Origin of the sequence: Roseovarius litorisediminis, from assembly GCF_900172295.1 — a bacterium.
In the GTDB taxonomy this organism is placed as follows: Bacteria; Pseudomonadota; Alphaproteobacteria; order Rhodobacterales; family Rhodobacteraceae; genus Roseovarius; species Roseovarius litorisediminis.
This window is the reverse complement of sequence record NZ_FWFL01000005.1, coordinates 165307-184546: the sequence shown is the minus strand read 5'-3', so window position 1 is coordinate 184546 and position 19240 is coordinate 165307. Positions and strand designations below refer to the sequence as shown.

The window sequence follows — 19240 nt, the reverse complement described above, 5'->3', positions numbered from 1 at the left end:
GGCCTTTCTAGAGTCTGATATCGACGCGGTCGAGGGTAATACTTGGGGTGGTTACCGGGGTAATGCTGTCTGTGGCTGGATCGACCGACAGGGTCTGCCCCTGTCCGCCATGCTGCGTTTCACTGCGGTGTTCCGACGTGCTTTGCCCAAAAGAAAACTGGGACGAACCATAGCCGATATCGCGAAATTCCTGCGCCAGAACGTCGATATGGCGCCGCATCAGATCCAGCGTTTCGGGCCTGTCGGCCACCACCGTGACACTGACGCCGGCATCTGTGGTGGTCATGCTGATCTTTACCCGGCCAAGTTCTGCGGGATTAAGCAGCAAGCTGATCGGTTGGTCGGCGCCGGCTCGGTGCACCGCGCCAGCAACCTGCAGGGCAAGATGGCGAGGTATCTGAGATTGGAAAACCGGGTCTGCCGCAGATTTTGCAGTGGAACCAAGATCGCTGAAACTTCGGGTGTCGGATATCACGCCGGTGTCAGTGTTTGGTATATGGCGATCAGCTTCCGGCGTATTCCCGGCAAAAGGGGCCAGACCTGCAAGGGCGGGGGGCGGTATTATCGCCATGCTCACCCGTGAGGCAGATGCGGCGCGCACATGCTCAACTGCAGACACCGAATATCGGTCTGATGCCTGTCGGGCAGGATCAGATACAAGCTGATCTTGGGTATCTTCTGCGGTTTTTGCTTCGGTTTCAGGCTGGTTTGTGACTTGTACTGCCGTCAAAGACCCGTTGGCAGGAACCTGCAGAATCCTGTCAGACCCTGCCAATGGCGACATGGTTTGGGACTGGCCTTGGTTTGCCTGTCCTGACGATTGGGTTACCGGTACCGAAGCCAAATCAACCGCCTGTGGCAGCTTGGCACCCTCGTCATCAACCAGCACGGATAAGTCCGGTATCTGGGTTTGGGTTTGATAGGGATTGCCATGGGATATGCGACCTTGCGCGTCAGCCCATGCACCTGACCCGGCTGGGTTCAATAGATCGGCAGGATCGTAGAAATTGCCTATAATAGAGACTGATTTTACTGGCTGCCGCATTGCGTCGGCATGCGTCCGGACGAATTCAGGCGCTGAACCAGCGAAGGTATTTTCCTCTCCCGTCGCAAGCCCGTCTTTATCAATCTGCTCTGATAGACCCTGTACCGTGCCGGTTTGGTCGCCGGCACCCTTCAGATACGGGCCAGATTTGTCATCTGCCTTGGTTTGTAACGGTCGATCGCGGACAATATCATCAGTGTCAGCCGTTTCAAAATCCCCTTCGCCGCCCCGACCATCTGCTTGATCGAGACCACCAGGCCTTTCGGTATCTTCGATATCGGCCGGCCGCGTTGCAGTTTGTCTGGGTTCACTGGTCTTGGCAGCATTTTCGGCAGGCGGACCTCCAAAAACATTGTGAAAATTGTCGTCGCCGGCTTTTGGCCCCGTGCCCTTTCTGGATGGGGCAGGCTGGGGTGACCTGATCGCATCAGCATGCGCGTTAGCGGCAAATGGACCAGTGAGGGGTATCGGCATGATGTATCTCCGGGATTTCTTCCGCGTTTCGCCGATCATGCCAAAAGCTGGTTACCGCTTCTTTACCGGTTTGCGCTCAAATAACGCAGAGTTCCTTCAATTCGAGGTAATCCCGTGACTAATTTTTTACCAATTACCCCCGGCAACCAACCAACAGCCCCGCCGAAACAGAATATCGCCTTGCGTGCCGTTGCCGAAAAGCTGGAAGCCAGTTTTCTGGCCGAAATGCTGAAATCCGTCGGTGTGGGCGAGCAGGAAAATTCGTTCAGCGGGGGCGTTGGCGAAGATCAGTTCGCCTCGTTCCTGCGACAGGCGCTGGCTAACAAAATGGTCAGCAGTGGTGGCATCGGCCTTGCTGAAAGTTTTTATAATTCCCTTATGGAGAAAAGTAATGACACATGAATCAGATCAGAAGATCATCGACCGGCTGGAGGAGTTACTGGACACCGAACGTTCGGCTCTATTACAGGGCGATCTTGAAAAGATTGCCGGTTTGGTCGAAGAAAAAGAAAGCCTGATTGACGCATTAAACGTGCTGGACGCAGGCCCCAGGCAAAAGCTGGAAGCCCTGCAGAAGAAGGTAATGCGCAATCAGGCGCTGCTGGATGGCGCACTACAGGGGATCCGCACGGTAGCGGCCCGCATGGCCGCGTTTCGGCGCATTCGGCGATCACTGGAGACCTATGATGAAAGCGGGCAAAAGCAAATCATCCAGGGCGAGATTGAACGCAAGGTCGAGAAACGCGCCTGACGCGATTTGACTCAAATACCAGCTAGATCGAAAGCCGGATTTAGCGTTCCGTTAGCACTATGCGGGCCAATCTGCGCCTGCATCCGAAATCGGGTGGCGCAGCCGGGAACATACCGTTTGCTGCAGATGTCAGAACGACAGCTTGGGCCGTTCCTGTTTTGGGAACGGAATATGTAACCGGTGCAAAAGCACCAACAGCCAAAGGAAATGCTATAGCGACTTTCCAGGCACCGCCATGATGACCGCCGCCGCTAACGACCTTTTTCCTTTTGATGATGACTGGCGCCGCATTACTTTGCGTACTCATATCCGCCACCTGCTTTTCTCACCCACAATCAGGCCTAGCAGAACAGGTGTTACACTTGGTTTAACGTTTAAACTTGTCAGGATTTCACCGCCAAATGAGCATGCCTTTCAAGGTGCTCAAGCCCAAGCCAAACGTTAGGCGAGGCTGGGCAACCATAATACAATCGCGGGGAAGGCCACCAAAATACCGATGGTTATGGCATCAGCAACAAAGAAAGGCATCACACCTTTGAACACGTCCTGCACGCTCAGATCAGGGCGCACCCCGGCGACGACAAAACAGTTCAGCCCAATGGGCGGGGTGATCAGACAAAACTCCGCCATTTTCACCACCAGAATGCCGAACCATATCGCGCACATCGGCCCGGACATTCCAAAGGCGCTGTCGGCTGCGGCGACGGTTTCACCACCATTCAGAGCCATGACGGCAGGATACACCACAGGCAGAGTCAGCAACAGCATACCGATGGCATCCATAAACATACCCAGCACCGCATAAGCCAAAAGTATACAGATCAGGATCAGCATGGGTGACATCGTCAGTGACGTGATCCAGTTGGAAAAGGCATGAGGCAGATCAGCAAAGCCCAGAAAACGAACATAAATCAAAACCCCCCAGATAATGGTAAAGATCATCACGGACAGTTTGGCGGTTTCAATCAGTGCGTCCTTTAGATCGGGCCACCGCATCCCATGCCATAGGGCCATACAGAACACGATGAATGCTCCAATTGCCCCCCCCTCTGTCGGGGTTCCCCAGGCATCGCCGCCCAATTGGAAGGGGCCGATAACCACCCATTCGGGCAGCGGATTGTAGACAAAGAAGATAATGATGACGACGACAAGTACGATCGGCGCGGCGGGCAAAAGTGATGAAAATCTCTGGCCCCAGGTAAAGCCGCGCACTGGCGGGCCGAAGTTTTTGATTGTCATCGCCATCCCGATAATCAACGCTGCGTAGACCAGTGCCGAGAATACGCCGGGAATGAACCCAGCAAGCAAAAGCTTGCCAACGTCCTGTTCAACAATAATGGCGTAAATCACCAATATGGCCGAAGGTGGTATCAGACTGGCAAGCGTACCCCCTGCAGCCACAACTCCCGCTGCAAAGCGTTTGTCATAACCAATCTTCAGCATCTCGGGGATGGCTATACGGGCAAATACTGCGGCAGTCGCAACCGACGCACCCGACACAGCAGCAAAGCCAGCGGTGGCAAAAACAGTGGCAACTGCCAATCCGCCGGGCACCCAGGCAATCCAGCGCTTGGCGGCCTCAAACAGCGCCTGCGTCAGGCCAGCGTAGTAGGCAAGATACCCAATCAGAATGAATGTCGGAATCAGGCTGAGCGGTTGAAAGGAAACCTTCGAATGCGGCACCTGACCGGCGGTTTTAACCGCAATCGTCAACGCCTTGCCAAACTTGTCAGGCGCATACCCGAACTTGGCCCAGAAAATCCAGATCAAGCCCGTCATGCCAGCCAGCGCTGCGGCAAAGGCCACGCGCATGCCCAGCACTACCAGAACCAACATGATGCCCGTCACCACAAGACCAATTTCAATCGGTTCCATTTTCAGGGCCCCCTATTTGTCGTGGCCCGAGACGTGCTCGGCTTCCAATGCGGCCTGTGTTGCGGCGTCCACCACCAGGGGCACTGCCGCTGGTTGCTCGGCCCCGGTGACAAAGGCGTGGGCATAGCCCCATGTCTGAAGCACCAAGCGCAAGCTTAGGACGCTGAACGCCACCGGAACCAGCAACTTTGCTGGCCAGATCGGAATGCCTATATCAATTGAACTATCGCGGCTCCACAGCGGGGCGGCGAAATCAAAGCTGCGCCCGAAATGTGACCAACTACCCCAAATGAGCAACAGGATCAGTATTAGAATAGCCAAGGTCGTAATAAATTCGACCAGCCACAATACCCGGCCTTTCAGGGCCCCCACAACGATATCCATGCGGATATGCCCGCCATCCCGCTGCACATAGGCTATTCCCATAAAGGCAATCAGCGGCAGCACCTGTTCGATCCAGTCAACGTAGCCCGGCAGGGGTTTCCCCAAAAAGTTACGCCCGCTGACAGAAACAACCGCCAACACCATAAGCGAGAACACCGCCAAACCGCTGACAAGTGCCAGAAACCGCTCAAGCCGGACCAAACCTTGATCAAGGCGGCTAAGAAGGCTGTCGTCTTCATGAACGGTGCTGCTGCCTGCCATGGGTTGACGTCCTTTTGAGAATGCTAAACTGAGACGGGCGATCCGTAGGATCGCCCGTCGAAAACACTGCGCGGTCAGTTGCCGCGCATATCTTTCAGTGTGGTCTGAACCAGATCATACAGTTCCTGACCCGGCAGGCCCTGTGCTTCCATGTCGGCAATCCACTTCTCGCGGATCGGATCAGCAGCAATCTTGCGGAATTCCTCCAACTCGGACTCGGCGAACTCAACCTTAGTCACACCTTTTTCCGCCAGAATGGTTTCCCACTGGTCCAGCAGTTTGCCATAGTTGCTAACATAAAAGTCGATGGCTTCCGGAATCGAGCTGTCCAGCGCCTCACGCTCCGAATCGCTCAGATCATTGTAGGCGTCGATGTTCACCACCACCGGGCAGTTCACGGTGCCGGGGTTCAGGTTGGCGGTCCACCAGTCGGCCTTGTTGATTGTGCCAAAGCTGAGGTGCGCGTGCTGGGCAAAGGCCACGGTATCTACAACGCCCGATTCCATCGCCTGGTAGGCCTCGGATGCGGTCACCGACGTGGGCACCGCGCCCACAGCTTCGAATGCCTGACCGATGCCGCCGGTGGCGCGTACCCGCATACCTTCAAATTTCGCCAGCGTATCGCGCGGCTCACCGGTACCGACGATGTTGTATTGCGGCATAGGGCTGGTCATCAGCGGTTTGGCATTCCAACGCTCCAGATCTGCCAGAACGGCGGGGTGGGCATAAACTGCCCGGCCTACTGCGACCTCTTCAGCAAGAGTATTCACGCCCAGAAACGGCAGTTCCAGCACTGTGATTGTCGGATTCTTGTCGCGGTGATAGCCAGCACAAAACTGCGCCATTTCGAACGCGCCAATGGAAATCCCGTCAAGATTTTCCTTATTTTTACTCAGACCACCATAGCTGATGTTCATCGTGAACTCACCGTTGGTCTTTTGGCTGACCAATTCAGCAAGTTTTTCGACATTTTCTGTAAACGCGCGACGCTTACCCCAAAGTGATACGTTCCACTCGGTTGCCAAGGCTTCACCGGCAAAACTTAATGCCAACGCCGCGACTGCGGCGCGACCTGCAAATTTATGCATGTTTGTTCCTCCCTAAGGTCATGCTGATTTGATGACTTACATACTAGTGAATTTGTCCACGATGCCCACGACATATTCAAGGGCACATATCCTTTTGAAATATTTCACCTATCAGTAAGGCTAATTCCCCAGCATTGAATGCCGGGGATACCTGACGATACATTGGTCTGAATTTCTAAAAAACCCAGACGTATCAGCGCACGACGTAGACCGAGCAATCCGAATGACGCACGACCCGCGAGGCGTTGGGGCCTAGCAGGTAATCCTTGAAATCAGGTTTGTGTGCCCCGATCACAATCAAACCTGTACCGGCCAGATTGGCAGCCTTCAAAATTTCTTCATAGGCGTTGCCGGTAGAAACGATATGGCGAATGTTTTCATTAGCGTCTGCGCCAAGCGTAGTTTTCACCAAATCGTTCAGCCTCCGTTGCGCTTCTTCAACAGCTTTGTCGTGATAGTCACCTTCAAAAAAACTGCCCACAACGCTCATGCCAAAATCTGGTAATACAGTGATCACATCCAGCTTTGCATTGTCCATCGATGCAAGCCTTGCAGCCTTCTTCAGAACTTCGACATCACGGTTTTGGTTGCTGATATCGACAGCACACAATACGGGTTTCGTGCTCATGCCGGCTCTCCTTGTTTGTTCACGCGGCCGCGCTGCATCAGGACAATCAGCCCCAACAACAAAAGCGCCGGGATAAAGACCAGTTCCTTCGGCATCTGATCGGACGGTGCCTTGACCGTTTTCACAACGACAGGGTCATCGCCATAGAAATCATACCCTTGCATTGTTTCGGCAAAGGGAGAACCAAACAGCGGCTCTTCCAGCTTCACCGCCCCATCTTCTTCCAGCAAGGTAAGACCGAACTGGTTAAGACGATCTGCACCGCTTCCTTCACCTTCAATGGCCAGCATCAGCGAGGTGTCTTTCTGCTCACCAGTGTCAAAGTCAGGCCCCGAGACGATCATGCGCAATTCCTGACCCGGTTTGGCGGCATCCAGCGCCTGTTCAAATTGAGCAGGTTCAATGACCGCGAAAGGCGGCTGCAACCGGTTCATGATATAGTCAGGCCGGAACAGGGCAAAAGCCACGACGACCAACAATACACTTTCATAGAAACGGCTTTTGGTCAGGAAATACCCCATGGTTCCGGCGGTAAATACCAGGATCGCTATCGTCGCGGATATTGCCACCAATATGCCCTGGGTCCAAGTGACGTCTATCAACAGCAGGTCGGTATTGAAGATGAATACAAACGGCAGCGCCACAGTGCGCAGGCTATAGAAGAAGGCGACAAAACCGGTACGGATCGCATCGCCACCTGACACGGCAGCTGCAGCAAAGCTGGCCAGCCCTACTGGGGGCGTCACATCTGCCATAATCCCGAAGTAGAAGACAAATAGATGCACAGCGATCAAGGGCACGATCAACCCGGATTGCGCGCCCAGCTCAACAACTACCCCGGCCATCAATGAGCTGACAACGATATAGTTGGCTGTGGTCGGCAGACCCATGCCCAGCACCAGACTAAGTAGCCCGACCATGATAAGCATCAGAATCAGGTTACCGCCCGACAGGAATTCAACCAGATCAGCCATCACCTGACCAACACCGGTCAACGTAACGGTGCCCACAATCACACCAGCCGTTGCCGTAGCAAGACCAATACCGATCATGTTGCGCGAGCCGTCAATCAGGCCCTGCCAAAGATCCATAACGCCGAATTTAAAAGCTGCAGCCAGATCGCTTTCACCCCTGAAAATTGCCTTGATCGGGCGCTGCGTCAGCAAGATTACGAACAACAACATCGAGGCCCAGAAAGCCGACAGGCCCGGTGATTTCTGCTCAATCATCAAGAAGTAGACCAACGTGATGATTGGCAGCAAGAAATAGAGGCCCGATTTGTAAATCTCGCCGACCACCGGCAATTTCACCTCTTCGGCATTGGGATCATCGGGCTCAAGATCAGGACCTTTTGACGCCAGCCACAGCAGGGCGACATAGGCCACACAGATCAGTACTGACAGGATCAAGCCAGATGAGGGCAAAGCAGAAGTGATCCATCTCACCGGGTATTGCACGCCATAGCAAAGCGCGGCAAATCCTGCAAAAAACACTGCCATACCGCCTATGGTCTTACCCATAGACACCACGCGGTCACCCAGAACAGGCATGTTGTTTTTCACCGCTTCAAGGTGAACGATATAAACCAGCGCGACATAGGAAATCGCCGCGGGCAGGAAGGCATGCGTAATAACCTCGACATAGGAGATGCCCACATATTCCACCATCAGAAAGGCTGCGGCCCCCATAACCGGAGGCATGATCTGCCCGTTGACCGAACTGGCAACCTCAACAGCGCCTGCTTTTTCACTGGAAAACCCCACGCGCTTCATCAGCGGAATGGTGAATGTACCCGTCGTCACAACGTTGGCGATGGATGAACCCGAGATCAGGCCTGTCGCCGCCGAACCTACCACGGCCGCCTTGGCGGGGCCACCACGCAGGTGGCCAAGGGCACCAAAGGCCATCTTGATAAAATAGTTCCCGGCACCTGCTTTTTCCAAAAGTGCGCCGAACAGAACAAAGAGAAAAACGAATTTGGTTGAAACGCCAAGTGCGATGCCAAAGACGCCCTCTGACGTGATCCACATATGGCTCATCGCCTTTTTCAGGCTGGCCCCTTTCCAGCGAATTACCTCAGGCACCCATTCCGAGGAGCCGAAGAAAACATAACACATAAAAATCGTAGCGATGATCGCCATTGCGGGCCCAAGCGCGCGGCGGGCACCCTCAAATAGCAAAATCAGCCCTAACAGGGCGACCCATTTATCAGTGTCATCCGCCAATCCCCCGGCGTTAACGATCTTTTCATAGAAAAACAGGCCGTACAGGGCAATGAATGCCCCCAGTAGTCCCATTACCCAATCGTGTATCGGGATATAATGGCGGGGCGATGACTTCAGCGCCGGATAGGCCATGAAGGCCAGGAAGATTGCAAAGGCCAGATGGATCTGGCGCGAGTTGTTGATCATGTCGCCGGGCAGCACGTAAGGCGCGACCGGCGAGGCCAAAAGAACCTGAAACACTGACCAGACAACAGCGACAATCGCCAATAACGTCCCAACCGATCCGGCCGGGTCACGCGCGCCCGCATCGGACGAGGCGACAAGTTCCTGAAGTTCTTCTTCGCTTAGAGGGCGTCCGCCCTTTTGGTCTTCGGCCATCGTCACTGTCTCCCTGAGTGCCGCATCATTGGGCGGCGTATTGGGCGTTTTCACCCAATAATTGAAACAAACTGCGGGGGCAGCGCACCGCCCCCGCAAGAACCAGGTGGATTATTCAATCCAGCCTTTTTCTTTATAGTATTTGGCCGCACCGGGGTGCAGTGGTGCCGACAGGCCAGCGGTGGCCATTTCCTCAGCTTTCAGGTTGGCAAAGGCCGGGTGCAGCTTTCTGAAGTCGTCGAAGTTGTTAAAGACGGCTGCGACAACCGCGTAAACCGCCTCTTCCGATACAGCGTCCGAAGTCACAAAGGTCGCGCCCACACCGAAGGTGGTGGTTTCGTTGTCCGAGCCACGATACATACCGCCAGGGATGGTGGCAGTACGGTAGAACGAGTTGTCGGCGATCAGACCGTCAATCGCCTCACCGGTTACGTTCACCAGAACCGAGTCACACGCTGTGCTGGCTTCCTGGATAGAACCCGAAGGGTGACCAACCGTGTAGATCATCGCGTCGATCTGATTGTCGCAGAGGGCCGCGGACTGCTCAGCCGCTTTCAGCTCGGACGCGAGGGCGAAGTCATCCACAGTCCAGCCCAAAGCGTCCAGAACCACGTCCATCGTGCCGCGCTGACCGGAACCCGGGTTACCGATGTTCACGCGCTTACCTTTGAGGTCTTCAAAGCTGCTGATCCCGGCATCGGCGCGTGCCACAACAGTAAAGGGCTCTGGGTGTACCGAAAACACCGCACGCAGACCTTCGAATGGGCCAGCATCCTCGAATTTTGACGTGCCGTGAAACGCATGGAACTGCCAATCTGACTGAGCCACACCAAATTCCAGCTCGCCTTCGCGGATGGTGTTGATGTTGTACACCGACCCGCCGGTTGATTCCACTGAGCAACGAATGCCGTGTTCCTTGCGGCCCTTGTTGACCAGACGGCAGATCGCGCCGCCGGTAGGGTAATACACGCCAGTCACACCGCCCGTGCCAATTGTGATGAACTCTTCGGCAAACGCTGCCGGAGCCATCACAGCGGCCATTGCGGCACCCGCTACGCTGAATTTAAACTTGGAAAACATCATTTTCTCCCTTTTTATCTGATGTCGGTTGTTTTCACTTAACCATCGCGGACTTCTTCCAGACGGCGGTTTCGGTTTTCGACCTCGGCAATCCGTTTTGTAGCATCGGGGCCAACACGGCCCGCCAGCATTCCGATAATGGTTTCGACCAGAAAAACGGTTGCCACATAGGACGAATAAAAATGCGGACTTTCAGTTGCGATCAAAAAGCCTGAATTGGCATGACGCAGCGCCGGGCAGTTATGGCTGTCAGTGATAACGACAACATAGGCGCCGCTCTGGCGGGCGACTTCGGCGGCAAGAATCGACTTGCGGGCGAAGGGTGGTTTGGTCACGATTATAAGTGCGTCGCGCTCATCCAGACCTGCCAATCCGCTGCCCAGCGACGCGCCCATGCGCCCGGCCATGTGCCAGTTATCAGACAGAAAATTGGCCATATATGACATGTATTCTGCAATTCCTGTTGACCCCAGCGCACCAAGAATAAGCACCTTTCGCGACTGGTAAAGTCGATCAACTGTATCGTTCAATTGATGGACGTCAATACTCTCTGAAAGTGTTTGAATATTCTGCAGGCAAGCCCCGCAGTGGGCTTCGAAAAAATTGAGCGTGCCGGATTCATGCCCTTGCCGAAGACGATCAGCGCGATCGGCAAAGCTGTTGACCCGCCGGTCAATCTTGTGACGCATAACCTCACGTATTTCTTCGAAAGTTTCGTATTCCAATACGCGTGCAAGACGTGAAAATGTTGCAGGGGCAAGTCCGGCATCCGTAGCGACTGATCGCAAGCTGCGCGTGGCGGTATTGATCGGGTTTTCAGCGACATAATCGCCGGCCTCCCTCAACCGCTTGCTCAGCCCGTCATATTTTTCAGCCAGCCTTTGTTCGAACGTCCCGTCCAAATCCACAGCCCCCCCGATAGTACCAGATTTTTGAATGTTCCAAATGTTTCATATCTTGTCAACAAATGATTCATGTGTTTCAAGTGCAGGGGCACAGCTCACGTAGGGAAGCTTTCGATGAATCACGTTTTTCCGCGCCATACCAAAGCGCTTCCACCCGTCGCGGTCCGGGGCGAAGGATCTTATCTTTATGACGAAAGTGGAAAACAATACCTGGATGGATCCGGCGGCGCAGCAGTGTCATGCTTGGGGCATTCAGATCCGGATGTGATCAACGCAATCAAGGCGCAAATCGACGCAATGGCGTTTGCCCATACCGGGTTTTTCACGTCCGAGCCCGCGGAATCACTGGCAGATCAACTAATCGCCCATGCGCCCGAGGGCATCGACAGGGTTTATTTCGTTTCCGGCGGATCCGAGGCGGTTGAGGCGGCGCTGAAATTAGCCAGGCAATACTTTTTGGAAATCGGTCAACCAAAACGCTCGCGCTTCATTGCCCGGCATCAAAGCTATCATGGCAATACGCTTGCAGCATTGGCCACTGGCGGCAATGCCTGGCGAAAAGAGCCCTTTGCTCCATTGATGATCGGTACCTCACATATTTCGCCCTGTTACGAATATCGGGGCCGCGAAGACGGTGAAACACCAGAGGCTTATGGCCTTCGGGTCGCCAACGAACTTGAAGAAGAACTGCTGCGCCTTGGCCCGGAAAATGTCATCGGGTTTATCGCAGAGCCGGTTGTCGGGGCCACTTTGGGTGCAGTGCCGCCGGTGCCCGGATATTTCAAACGCGTGCGCGAAATCTGTGACCAGTATGGCATTCTTCTGATTCTGGACGAAGTTATGTGCGGGATGGGGCGGACAGGTACACTTTTTGCCAGCGAACAAGAGGGGATTAGCCCCGATATCGTAACCATCGCTAAAGGACTTGGTGCAGGTTATCAGCCTATCGGCGCCACGCTTTGCAGCAAAGCCATTTACGAGGCTATTGAAAACGGGTCGGGCTTTTTCCAACACGGCCACACTTACGTGGGCCATCCCACGGCCTGCGCGGCTGCAAATGTCGTCGTGGGCAAGCTGACCCATGGCGGGCTAACCGCGCGGGCAAAGATTATGGGTGAAAAACTGGATTCTGCCCTGCAGGCCGCTTTTGCGCAGCATCCGCACATTGGTGATATTCGAGGCCGCGGGATGTTTCGTGGACTGGAAGTTGTCGAAGATCGCGCCACAAAGCAACCCTTCGATCCGGCACTGGCGATCAACAATAAACTGAAAAAGGCTTGCTTTAACGCTGGCTTGATCTGCTATCCAATGGGGGGCACCATTGATGGAAAACGGGGCGATCACATCCTTCTGGCGCCACCTTTCATCATCACCGACGCCCAGATCGACGAGTTGGTTTCAAAGCTTGATCAGGCCTTTCTGGAAGTTCTGTCATGATACCGCTACCCCGCCTGATGGTCGCCCCAAACGGGGCGCGGTTGGGTCCGAAGGATCACCCAAAACTACCGGTCACACTGCCACAGATTATCGATACAGCACGTGACTGCTTTGCTGCAGGCGCCGACGGCCTGCACCTGCATTTACGTGATACCGAAGGCAAACATATTCTTGACACCGGTCTTTACCGCGAGGCACTGGCGCAACTTACCGCGACATTACCGAATATGTCGGTACAGATCACAACCGAATCGAACGGGCTGTATCAACCACCGCACCAAAGAAAGATCGCTCTTTCTTCAGGCGCGCGCCTTGTCTCGGTGTCTGTCCGGGAAATGGCCAGCGATACAACAGACGAAACACTAGCAGACTTCTATGCCCAATGCGTCGCAGCGGGTATCGCCGTTCAGCATATTCTCTATGATGTTTCGGATTTTTCTTTGCTGCGCCGCGTGCTTCCTGAAACCCTGTTTCACAAACCTGAACTACAATTGATTTTCGTACTGGGTCGCTATTCTGAAAGCAACGAGGGCAGTCCATCTAATCTGGATCCTTTCTTGCGCTACATGCAGGCCCATGCGTTGAAACCAGATTGGGCAGTCTGCGCCTTTGGTGCTGGCGAAACCGCTTGCCTTCGGTACGCACATGAACTGGGGGGTAAATGCCGTGTCGGGTTCGAGAATTCGATGTTCCGCGAGGATGGCGCGATTGCCCAGGATAACGCTCAACGAGTTTCTGATATCGCGGCTACAATTGCGCTGCGGCAAATCGCATAGATATCCAACAACACCATCTGCTGAATGATGTGCCGCTGGTCAAATCTCAAAATAGGGTTGCTGGGCCGCGTCAAAACCTAAAGACTGTAATCCAGTCAAATATCCCATACTTGTGATTGCTATCAGGTCTTATCTTGCTGTTTTATCAATAGGGACACGCCATGTCGCACGCTGAAAATATGGACGCCGCCCGCAAATCACTTCTGTTGCGCACTTTGCCAGACACTCTGGTTGAACAGCTGCTGTCAGACGCCGTCAGCCGAAAATTTGGACGCGGTGAAACGGTTTTTTTGCAAGGCGAAGAGGCGCGTGTGATCCATGTGGTAATTGACGGCTGGGTAAAGCTTTACCGCATTTCACCTAACGGCAATGAGGCGGTGGTGAGCGTTTTTACCAGAGGTCACAGTTTTGGCGAAGCAGTCGCGTTTCAGCGCGGCAACTACCCGGTTTCCGCTGAAGCCGTAACCGACTGCACCCTTTTGCTGATCTCAGCCCGAACTTTTATCGCCATGCTCAAACACGAGCCGGAAGTTTGCGTTGCCGTTCTGGCCGCAACATTTCAGCATTTACATCAATTGGTTAGCCAGGTTGAACAGATGAAAGCGCAAACCGGTGCGCAGCGCGTCGCCGAGTTTTTGCTGGAACTGTGTGATTGCAGTCAAGAGGGGTGTGTTGTGAAACTGCCTTATGACAAGGTCTTGATTGCAGGGCGTCTGGGGATGAAACCCGAAAGCCTGTCGCGGGCCTTTTCCAAACTAAAACTTGTCGGCGTACGGGTAGCAAAAAATCACGCTACTATCATGGACATAGACGCGCTGAGAGCTTTTGCAAAAGAGGATCCGGCCGCCGCCTGGAATAAAGCTTTATGACTCGCCTTGAAACGGTGCTTGCCGCAATTGATGCGACCAACGCGGCTGACCCGGATTGCAGAGAAGGTCAACCTGCGGCACAGCTTTACGGGCAACGGATGAGCGCTGAGCTTGCGCGGCTTTTTCCAACCGCATCCGAACCGTTGCAGATCGCTGCCCGCGGTCAGCATATTGAGCGTTGGATATTGAAAAGAAAGGATTTTCCGGAGGGGCGTATCGGCTATTTGACTTGGCGGAAAGAGCTGGCAAAACACCACGCAAACCGGGTTGGGGAAATCATGATCGCAACCGGATACTCCCGCGAAGAGGCCGACGCTGCGGGTCGGATGATCCGCAAGGAAGGGATCAAACGCGATGCACAGGTGCAGGCGCTGGAGGATGTGATCTGTTTTGTCTTTCTCAAATGGTATTTCGCACCGTTCTCGGGCACGCAAAGCCCTGAAAAACTTGATCGAATTGTCACCAATACCGCAAAAAAAATGTCTGCTGAGGGCCGTGCGCGGGTGCTGAAAGAATTTGATCTGCCAGAACAGTTTGCCACCGCTTTCCGGGATTAGATCCGCACCAACACGGCCCATTCGTTAACAGGGCGGACGTGTAAGGTCTGTAAGGTTTGTACGTGGATTTCGTACGAAATCTGGGGGTCTTTCACGTAGCAGCGTACGAAACATACGCAATTGACCTGATCCGGAGGGATTGGAGCGCTTTTGGGTGAGGTGCTGACGGCAGCACTGCGGACAAACTGCCATTTCGCTGATGGCCGCTATGTCAGCTCGACAAGATCCCATTTCGCAATCTCAGTCGCGGTACGTCGCCGTTTTTCTGTCTTGCACATCGCGAGTTTCCGCCGAACGTCGCCGACCGTCAGGCAATCCCGCGCCAGAGGGCCGTTCAGGGCGGCGTCGGATAGATGGTCTGTCCCGAACAGAGCAGCCAACTGCGCTTTTTCCATGGCCGTCAGCCCCTGCACCACCATCGGCCCTAACAACAGCGATTCAGAGTTGCAGCCGTTGGCCATGACAACTTCGTGGCGCGCGCAGGCGAAATGGACCCACGTGATGGTGCGTTTTCCCGCCATGAACCGAATGCCGGGCAGGCCGGTCAACGCCTTTGCCGGGACAAAAACCTCGCGCGCGAATGCGTCGTCGATCTGGCCCTGTCCGCCGACGAGGATACGGTGCTGTGGCGACACAATCAGATCCCGTGCCGGACGACCAGGGCCAAGCGAACCGGCCTTGATCAGCACCGGTTTGCCATCCGGCGCGGCCGCATCCAGCGGTTGGTCAGCCGCACGGGTCCAGAGTATGTCCTGATGACCATTGTCCAATGTCATGACGCGATCGCCGGGTTGCAGGTTTTCAACCTTCCTGTAGCCTGTCGGCGTCTGGATATCGGTACCCTCAGCGTAGCAGATAAAGACCTCGGGTGGCGAGGTGTCCACATTGGTCAATGCAACAGCGCCATTGCCGAACTGATCCATCAAGGCCATCGTGCCCGAACCATCAGTGACAAAGAAAAAGCGCTCGTAATTTCCGTCTATTATCACCGAAATAACGGTGATCTGGCTGCCCTCTAGAACATCCGGCACTTTGCCATTATTCAAAGGCAGATTACCGGTTTGTTCCACTATGAAGTTGTAAGACGTGCCGTTGATGATCACGGTGGTGTCAGGATCAACGTCGCCGCCATTGGACTCAAGCACGATATCGCCCGTCGGTCCGCTATCGAACGTGATAAGCGTGGTCGGCTGTTGTGACGTATTTTCGATATTCAGCGCCGCGTTATTCGCGGTTGAACCATCGCCGCGCGCATAGAAGCTGAGGGTTGTCACGGTCTCTGTCCGTTTTGGATCATTGTTTTGATTTCACAAATAATTAACCATTTGTTAACTGTATATTAACTTTAAATTAACCATGGGTTTGGGTGGCGTCAACAGCGGCGTAAAAGTAGGCTATTTTGGAGTGCACGGCTCTGGCTGAGGCGGTAGCTTTCGCCCTGCATTTCCAGGATGTTCACAGGTGGAATTTGGGTGGGAAGAAGCGCAATTCAGGCAAACATCGGACACGTGTGGCGACGGTCTCGCAGACGGTCCCGAACCAAGACACAACGGTTTCAGGAATTTGGTGGCGCTTTCCTGATGAGGCGTCGAAATGACGATGCAACGAGCCCGAATGCGGTGTTGAATGTAATCAACCAACTGCGTTGCAAACCGCAAGAATACAAAGCTTTTGGCTTGGGCAACATCAACAATTGCCGAACGGCGCGACAGGATAGGCGCGCAGAACGGGATTTGTCGTTTCAGGCAAATGCGGGGATCAGGTAGAGGCCCAGAAGCAGGGCGCAAAACACCGCCAGGGATATCCCGAACCCTCGCTGCCAGAACGGGGCGGCGGCAAGGCCCAGGTAACGCGACAGAATGATGCGGGCCTTGAGCCATGCCAGCGTCAGGATCACCGTCCCTGCCAGTGCCGTCATTTTCGGCGGCCAGTGCCAGAGCGACACGGCGGTAGAGCCGAGGCTAAGCCCGATCAGCCAGAGCCATGCGCGCAAGAGAGGATCAGAGAGCATTGATCTACCTCAGCAGGTAGATGACAGGAAAGAGAAGCACCCAGACCAGATCGACCATATGCCAGAAGGCGGCGCCGGCCTCGATATTGGCGGGGGCGTCCTTCCACGCGACCAGCAGCAAGACGACAACACCCGCCACCACATGAGCCGCGTGAAACCCGGTGAGCAGGTAGTAGAAGGTAAAAAACGGATGTGTGTCCCAGGCGATGCCGTGGGCGGCCTTGCTGGCGTACTCAAGGCTTTTGATGACCATGAAGACCACGCCCAGAAATGCGGCGGCGACAAGGGTGATACGTGCCTTGCCCCGCCTCCCGGACTTGCGCAGAAGAAGGGCCCATGCGGCCAGGGCTCCGCTGGTTACAAGCACCGCGGTATTGATGCCAGCCCCGGTACGCGACAGCATATCCTGCGCGGCGGCAAAACCGGCTGGGTCGGTGATGCGCACGGCAAGAAACGCGGCCAGACCTGCGCCGAACACCAGCAATTCGCTGATGATCAGCACCCAGATCATCAAATCACCGGGAAGATCGTCAAAAACCGTTGTTTCGCTCATGCGCCAACCAGTTCGCGGTAGATCAGCGGCAGGGCCTCGGTCAGTTTTTCGGGGTTGGGAATGACGTGGAAACCGCCGCGCCCGAAAAGCCTTGGGAACCAGCTTTTGGCCTGACGGTCGATGGTAACGCCAAAGACTGAATGCCCGGCGCGGCGGGCCTCGCGCACGGCCATGGCGGTGTCTTCGATACCATGGCGGCCCTCGTAATGATCCAGGTCATTGGGTTTGCCATCGGTGATCACCAGCAACAGGCGGCGTTTTTTGCCCTGTTTCGACAGATCGGCCGAGGCATGGCGGATGGCGGCGCCCAGGCGGGTGTAGAACCCGGGACGCAGGGCGCCGATGCGATCCTCGATCCGGGTGCTCATGGGTTCACCGAAGGCTTTGCATTCCTGAATGTAGACGCGGTTGCGTTTAAGGGACGAAAAAGCGTGGATCGCAAAATCGTCGCCGCAACCATCCAGACCCCAGGACAGGGCGGCCAATGCCTCGCGTTCGATATCGATCACGGCGCGACCGGTGACCGCGCTTTCGGTGGAGCGCGACACGTCCAGCAGGATCGAGACGGCCAGATCACGGGCGACGGGGCGGGTTTGACGCCAGATGCGGTTGCTGCCCACGCCATTGGCCATGATATCGACATGTGCACGCACGGCGGACTCCATATCCAACTCGTCCCCGTCCAGATGCCCGGGGGTCGAGACGCGACCGGGGCGAAGGGCCTCGAACTGACGTTTGACCTGTCTGATGCGGCGCATGGCACGGGGGTCTTCGCGGAAGGATGGCACGGTATCGCCCGGTTCGGCGATGGAGCGCAGAACGCGCACGTGATCGGGCAGATAGGCACCGCTGCGCACGTCCCATTCGGGGTAGGTGCTGACGCCCGAGAGACGTTCGCGATCGACATCCTCGGGGGCCAGATCAAGGTGGAGTTTCAGCCGGGTGGCGGGGGCCTTGGAAATCTGGCCAAGGCCGATTTCATCCTGATCGTCGCCGGCTTTTTTGGCTGAATCCGGGTCGTCATCATCGACGCGGCGGTTGAGATTGAGGAACTCTGCCCAGCTGAGGATGGCCTCGAACTTATGCAGGATCAGGCTGTCGCGGCGTTCAGCCTGATCGGCATTGCGGCGGCGGGCACGGTGGGTGCCCTGGCTGCCTTCTTCGGGCGGGCCGTCGGTGTCGCGGCTTTCAACCTCGTCCGTGGCCGAAAAGACCAGCGCGCGCAGATCGGGCCAGAGCGCAACCGGCCGGAAGGGGCGATAGTTGCGGGGGGCGCGAATGCGGGTGAAATCATCGGTTTCAAGCGCGGTTTTGAACGTGGTTGCACGGGGCGATAGCGGGGTGGAGTCGCCCAAATAGTGGCGGATCAGAGTCTCAATTGTCTGTTCATCCGCCGGCAGGGACTGAGCCGCGCGGTAGTGAAGCGTGGCCGAGCACAGCGATGTGTAAAGGTCGCGCAACCCCGGAGCGGCCCCAAGCGCGGCATTGGTCATGGCGCGGGCGGCCTGAAGGGCGCGCAGATCAGCGCAGAGGGGATCGGTATCGGCGATATGGGCCGGGGCATGGGCGACGGCAGCCACCAGCCAGAGATAAAGCGCACCATTGGCGGCGCGATCGGGAAAGACCGCTAGGCTGTCGGGCAGGCGCAGTATTTCACCGTCAAAACTGGCGCGGGGGGTGATTTCAGACTCGGTGCCCAGACGCCGAAGAAATTTCAGACGGTGGTGGCTGACTTCAGGCGAGACCGGGCGGATTTCAATTGAATGCGCGCCGCCCAGGCCCCGGAAAAAGACTGCCAGCCGCCCGCTGACCTCGGAGAGGTCAACCGCGGCTCCGTGATGCACCTTGGGTGCATCGAGGCGACTGGCAAAAGCGTGCCACAGTTTCCCGATGGTTTCTTCGGGTTCCCATGGCTCGATTTCGATCCCGGTCACGGCCATGCC

At 55.6% G+C, this 19240-nt stretch carries 18 protein-coding genes and 1 pseudogene; 6 read left to right on the top strand and 13 right to left on the bottom strand.

What is annotated here, in order from left to right; genetic code table 11:
- Positions 1–7: 7 nt before the first annotated feature.
- A complete protein-coding gene (locus PEL8287_RS20045) occupies positions 8–889 on the bottom strand; it encodes a flagellar hook-length control protein FliK (protein WP_176228623.1) in 882 nt (293 codons plus the stop codon).
- 744 nt (positions 890–1633) lie between these two features.
- Here PEL8287_RS20045 and PEL8287_RS11315 point away from each other — a divergent pair.
- Both PEL8287_RS11315 and PEL8287_RS11310 read left to right on the top strand, forming a co-directional pair.
- Positions 1634–1921: a rod-binding protein gene (locus PEL8287_RS11315; protein ID WP_370737923.1), complete on the top strand. Its 288-nt coding sequence runs from the start codon at positions 1634–1636 to the stop codon at positions 1919–1921.
- The gene (locus tag PEL8287_RS11310) at positions 1911–2270 is read left to right on the top strand and encodes a flagellar export chaperone FlgN (protein ID WP_085892501.1); all 360 of its coding nucleotides are present in this window, start codon (positions 1911–1913) and stop codon (positions 2268–2270) included. Before PEL8287_RS11315 ends, PEL8287_RS11310 begins: the two co-directional genes overlap by 11 nt.
- Before the next feature lie 201 nt (positions 2271–2471).
- Here the strand turns inward: PEL8287_RS11310 and PEL8287_RS20330 are convergent.
- From PEL8287_RS20330 to PEL8287_RS11270, 8 genes and pseudogenes are all read right to left on the bottom strand, one after another.
- Positions 2472–2577: pseudogene (locus PEL8287_RS20330) on the bottom strand (chemotaxis protein MotB); the annotation flags it as partial.
- A gap of 134 nt (positions 2578–2711) precedes the next feature.
- Positions 2712–4145 (bottom strand): TRAP transporter large permease, encoded by a 1434-nt coding sequence (locus PEL8287_RS11300; RefSeq protein WP_085892499.1) that lies wholly within the window; start codon positions 4143–4145, stop codon positions 2712–2714.
- Between the two features lie 12 nt (positions 4146–4157).
- Positions 4158–4790, bottom strand: a complete 633-nt coding sequence (locus PEL8287_RS11295) for a TRAP transporter small permease subunit (protein WP_085892498.1) — start codon at positions 4788–4790, stop codon at positions 4158–4160.
- 74 nt (positions 4791–4864) lie between these two features.
- Positions 4865–5878, bottom strand: a complete 1014-nt coding sequence (locus tag PEL8287_RS11290) for a C4-dicarboxylate TRAP transporter substrate-binding protein (protein ID WP_085892497.1) — start codon at positions 5876–5878, stop codon at positions 4865–4867.
- Between the two features lie 193 nt (positions 5879–6071).
- Positions 6072–6506, bottom strand: a complete 435-nt coding sequence (locus PEL8287_RS11285) for a universal stress protein (protein WP_085892496.1) — start codon at positions 6504–6506, stop codon at positions 6072–6074.
- Positions 6503–9109, bottom strand: a complete 2607-nt coding sequence (locus PEL8287_RS11280; RefSeq protein WP_085892495.1) for a TRAP transporter permease — start codon at positions 9107–9109, stop codon at positions 6503–6505. Before PEL8287_RS11280 ends, PEL8287_RS11285 begins: the two co-directional genes overlap by 4 nt.
- A gap of 111 nt (positions 9110–9220) precedes the next feature.
- Positions 9221–10189: a TAXI family TRAP transporter solute-binding subunit gene (locus PEL8287_RS11275; protein WP_085892648.1), complete on the bottom strand. Its 969-nt coding sequence runs from the start codon at positions 10187–10189 to the stop codon at positions 9221–9223.
- A gap of 38 nt (positions 10190–10227) precedes the next feature.
- Positions 10228–11097: a MurR/RpiR family transcriptional regulator gene (locus PEL8287_RS11270; RefSeq protein ID WP_235862282.1), complete on the bottom strand. Its 870-nt coding sequence runs from the start codon at positions 11095–11097 to the stop codon at positions 10228–10230.
- A gap of 111 nt (positions 11098–11208) precedes the next feature.
- On the opposite strand from PEL8287_RS11270, the gene PEL8287_RS11265 reads away from it, so the two are divergent.
- The 4 genes from PEL8287_RS11265 (at position 11209) to PEL8287_RS11250 (ending at position 14733) form a co-directional block, all read left to right on the top strand.
- The gene (locus tag PEL8287_RS11265; RefSeq protein WP_085892494.1) at positions 11209–12531 is read left to right on the top strand and encodes an aspartate aminotransferase family protein; all 1323 of its coding nucleotides are present in this window, start codon (positions 11209–11211) and stop codon (positions 12529–12531) included.
- Positions 12528–13307 carry a beta-keto acid cleavage family enzyme gene (locus PEL8287_RS11260; protein WP_085892493.1) on the top strand — a complete coding sequence of 260 codons (780 nt, stop codon included), beginning with the start codon at positions 12528–12530 and terminating at the stop codon, positions 13305–13307. The genes PEL8287_RS11265 and PEL8287_RS11260 overlap by 4 nt, the downstream gene beginning before the upstream one ends.
- A gap of 161 nt (positions 13308–13468) precedes the next feature.
- A complete protein-coding gene (locus tag PEL8287_RS11255) occupies positions 13469–14176 on the top strand; it encodes a Crp/Fnr family transcriptional regulator (protein ID WP_085892492.1) in 708 nt (235 codons plus the stop codon).
- Positions 14173–14733 carry a DUF4202 domain-containing protein gene (locus PEL8287_RS11250; protein ID WP_085892491.1) on the top strand — a complete coding sequence of 187 codons (561 nt, stop codon included), beginning with the start codon at positions 14173–14175 and terminating at the stop codon, positions 14731–14733. Before PEL8287_RS11255 ends, PEL8287_RS11250 begins: the two co-directional genes overlap by 4 nt.
- Positions 14734–14939: 206 nt before the next feature.
- Here PEL8287_RS11250 and PEL8287_RS11245 read toward each other — a convergent pair whose 3' ends face one another.
- The 4 genes from PEL8287_RS11245 to PEL8287_RS11230 all read right to left on the bottom strand — a co-directional run bounded on the left by PEL8287_RS11245 (position 14940) and on the right by PEL8287_RS11230 (position 19237).
- Positions 14940–16007, bottom strand: coding sequence for a Hint domain-containing protein (locus PEL8287_RS11245; RefSeq protein ID WP_085892490.1), 1068 nt, complete (start codon positions 16005–16007; stop codon positions 14940–14942).
- A gap of 467 nt (positions 16008–16474) precedes the next feature.
- Positions 16475–16744 (bottom strand): hypothetical protein, encoded by a 270-nt coding sequence (locus tag PEL8287_RS11240; RefSeq protein ID WP_085892489.1) that lies wholly within the window; start codon positions 16742–16744, stop codon positions 16475–16477.
- Positions 16745–16748: 4 nt separating this feature from the next.
- Entirely contained in the window at positions 16749–17297 is a 549-nt protein-coding gene (locus PEL8287_RS11235; protein ID WP_085892488.1) for a cytochrome c oxidase subunit 3, read from the bottom strand.
- Positions 17294–19237 carry a nitric oxide reductase activation protein NorD gene (locus PEL8287_RS11230; RefSeq protein ID WP_085892487.1) on the bottom strand — a complete coding sequence of 648 codons (1944 nt, stop codon included), beginning with the start codon at positions 19235–19237 and terminating at the stop codon, positions 17294–17296. The genes PEL8287_RS11235 and PEL8287_RS11230 overlap by 4 nt, the downstream gene beginning before the upstream one ends.
- Between the last annotated feature and the right edge of the window lie 3 nt (positions 19238–19240).

Excerpts from the sequence above, each read along its gene's own strand:
- PEL8287_RS11260 (WP_085892493.1), top strand. The coding sequence starts at position 12,528 with ATGATACCGCTACCCCGCCTGATGGTCGCCCCAAACGGGGCGCGGTTG.
- PEL8287_RS11250 (WP_085892491.1), top strand. The coding sequence starts at position 14,173 with ATGACTCGCCTTGAAACGGTGCTTGCCGCAATTGATGCGACCAACGCG.
- PEL8287_RS11275 (WP_085892648.1), bottom strand. The coding sequence starts at position 10,189 with ATGTTTTCCAAGTTTAAATTCAGCGTAGCGGGTGCCGCAATGGCCGCT.
- PEL8287_RS11285 (WP_085892496.1), bottom strand. The coding sequence starts at position 6,506 with ATGAGCACGAAACCCGTATTGTGTGCTGTCGATATCAGCAACCAAAAC.
- PEL8287_RS11235 (WP_085892488.1), bottom strand. The coding sequence starts at position 17,297 with ATGAGCGAAACAACGGTTTTTGACGATCTTCCCGGTGATTTGATGATC.
- PEL8287_RS11295 (WP_085892498.1), bottom strand. The coding sequence starts at position 4,790 with ATGGCAGGCAGCAGCACCGTTCATGAAGACGACAGCCTTCTTAGCCGC.
- PEL8287_RS11230 (WP_085892487.1), bottom strand. The coding sequence starts at position 19,237 with ATGGCCGTGACCGGGATCGAAATCGAGCCATGGGAACCCGAAGAAACC.
- PEL8287_RS11265 (WP_085892494.1), top strand. The coding sequence starts at position 11,209 with ATGAATCACGTTTTTCCGCGCCATACCAAAGCGCTTCCACCCGTCGCG.
- PEL8287_RS11280 (WP_085892495.1), bottom strand. The coding sequence starts at position 9,109 with ATGGCCGAAGACCAAAAGGGCGGACGCCCTCTAAGCGAAGAAGAACTT.
- PEL8287_RS11240 (WP_085892489.1), bottom strand. The coding sequence starts at position 16,744 with ATGCTCTCTGATCCTCTCTTGCGCGCATGGCTCTGGCTGATCGGGCTT.
- PEL8287_RS11255 (WP_085892492.1), top strand. The coding sequence starts at position 13,469 with ATGTCGCACGCTGAAAATATGGACGCCGCCCGCAAATCACTTCTGTTG.
- PEL8287_RS11300 (WP_085892499.1), bottom strand. The coding sequence starts at position 4,145 with ATGGAACCGATTGAAATTGGTCTTGTGGTGACGGGCATCATGTTGGTT.
- PEL8287_RS11290 (WP_085892497.1), bottom strand. The coding sequence starts at position 5,878 with ATGCATAAATTTGCAGGTCGCGCCGCAGTCGCGGCGTTGGCATTAAGT.
- PEL8287_RS11310 (WP_085892501.1), top strand. The coding sequence starts at position 1,911 with ATGACACATGAATCAGATCAGAAGATCATCGACCGGCTGGAGGAGTTA.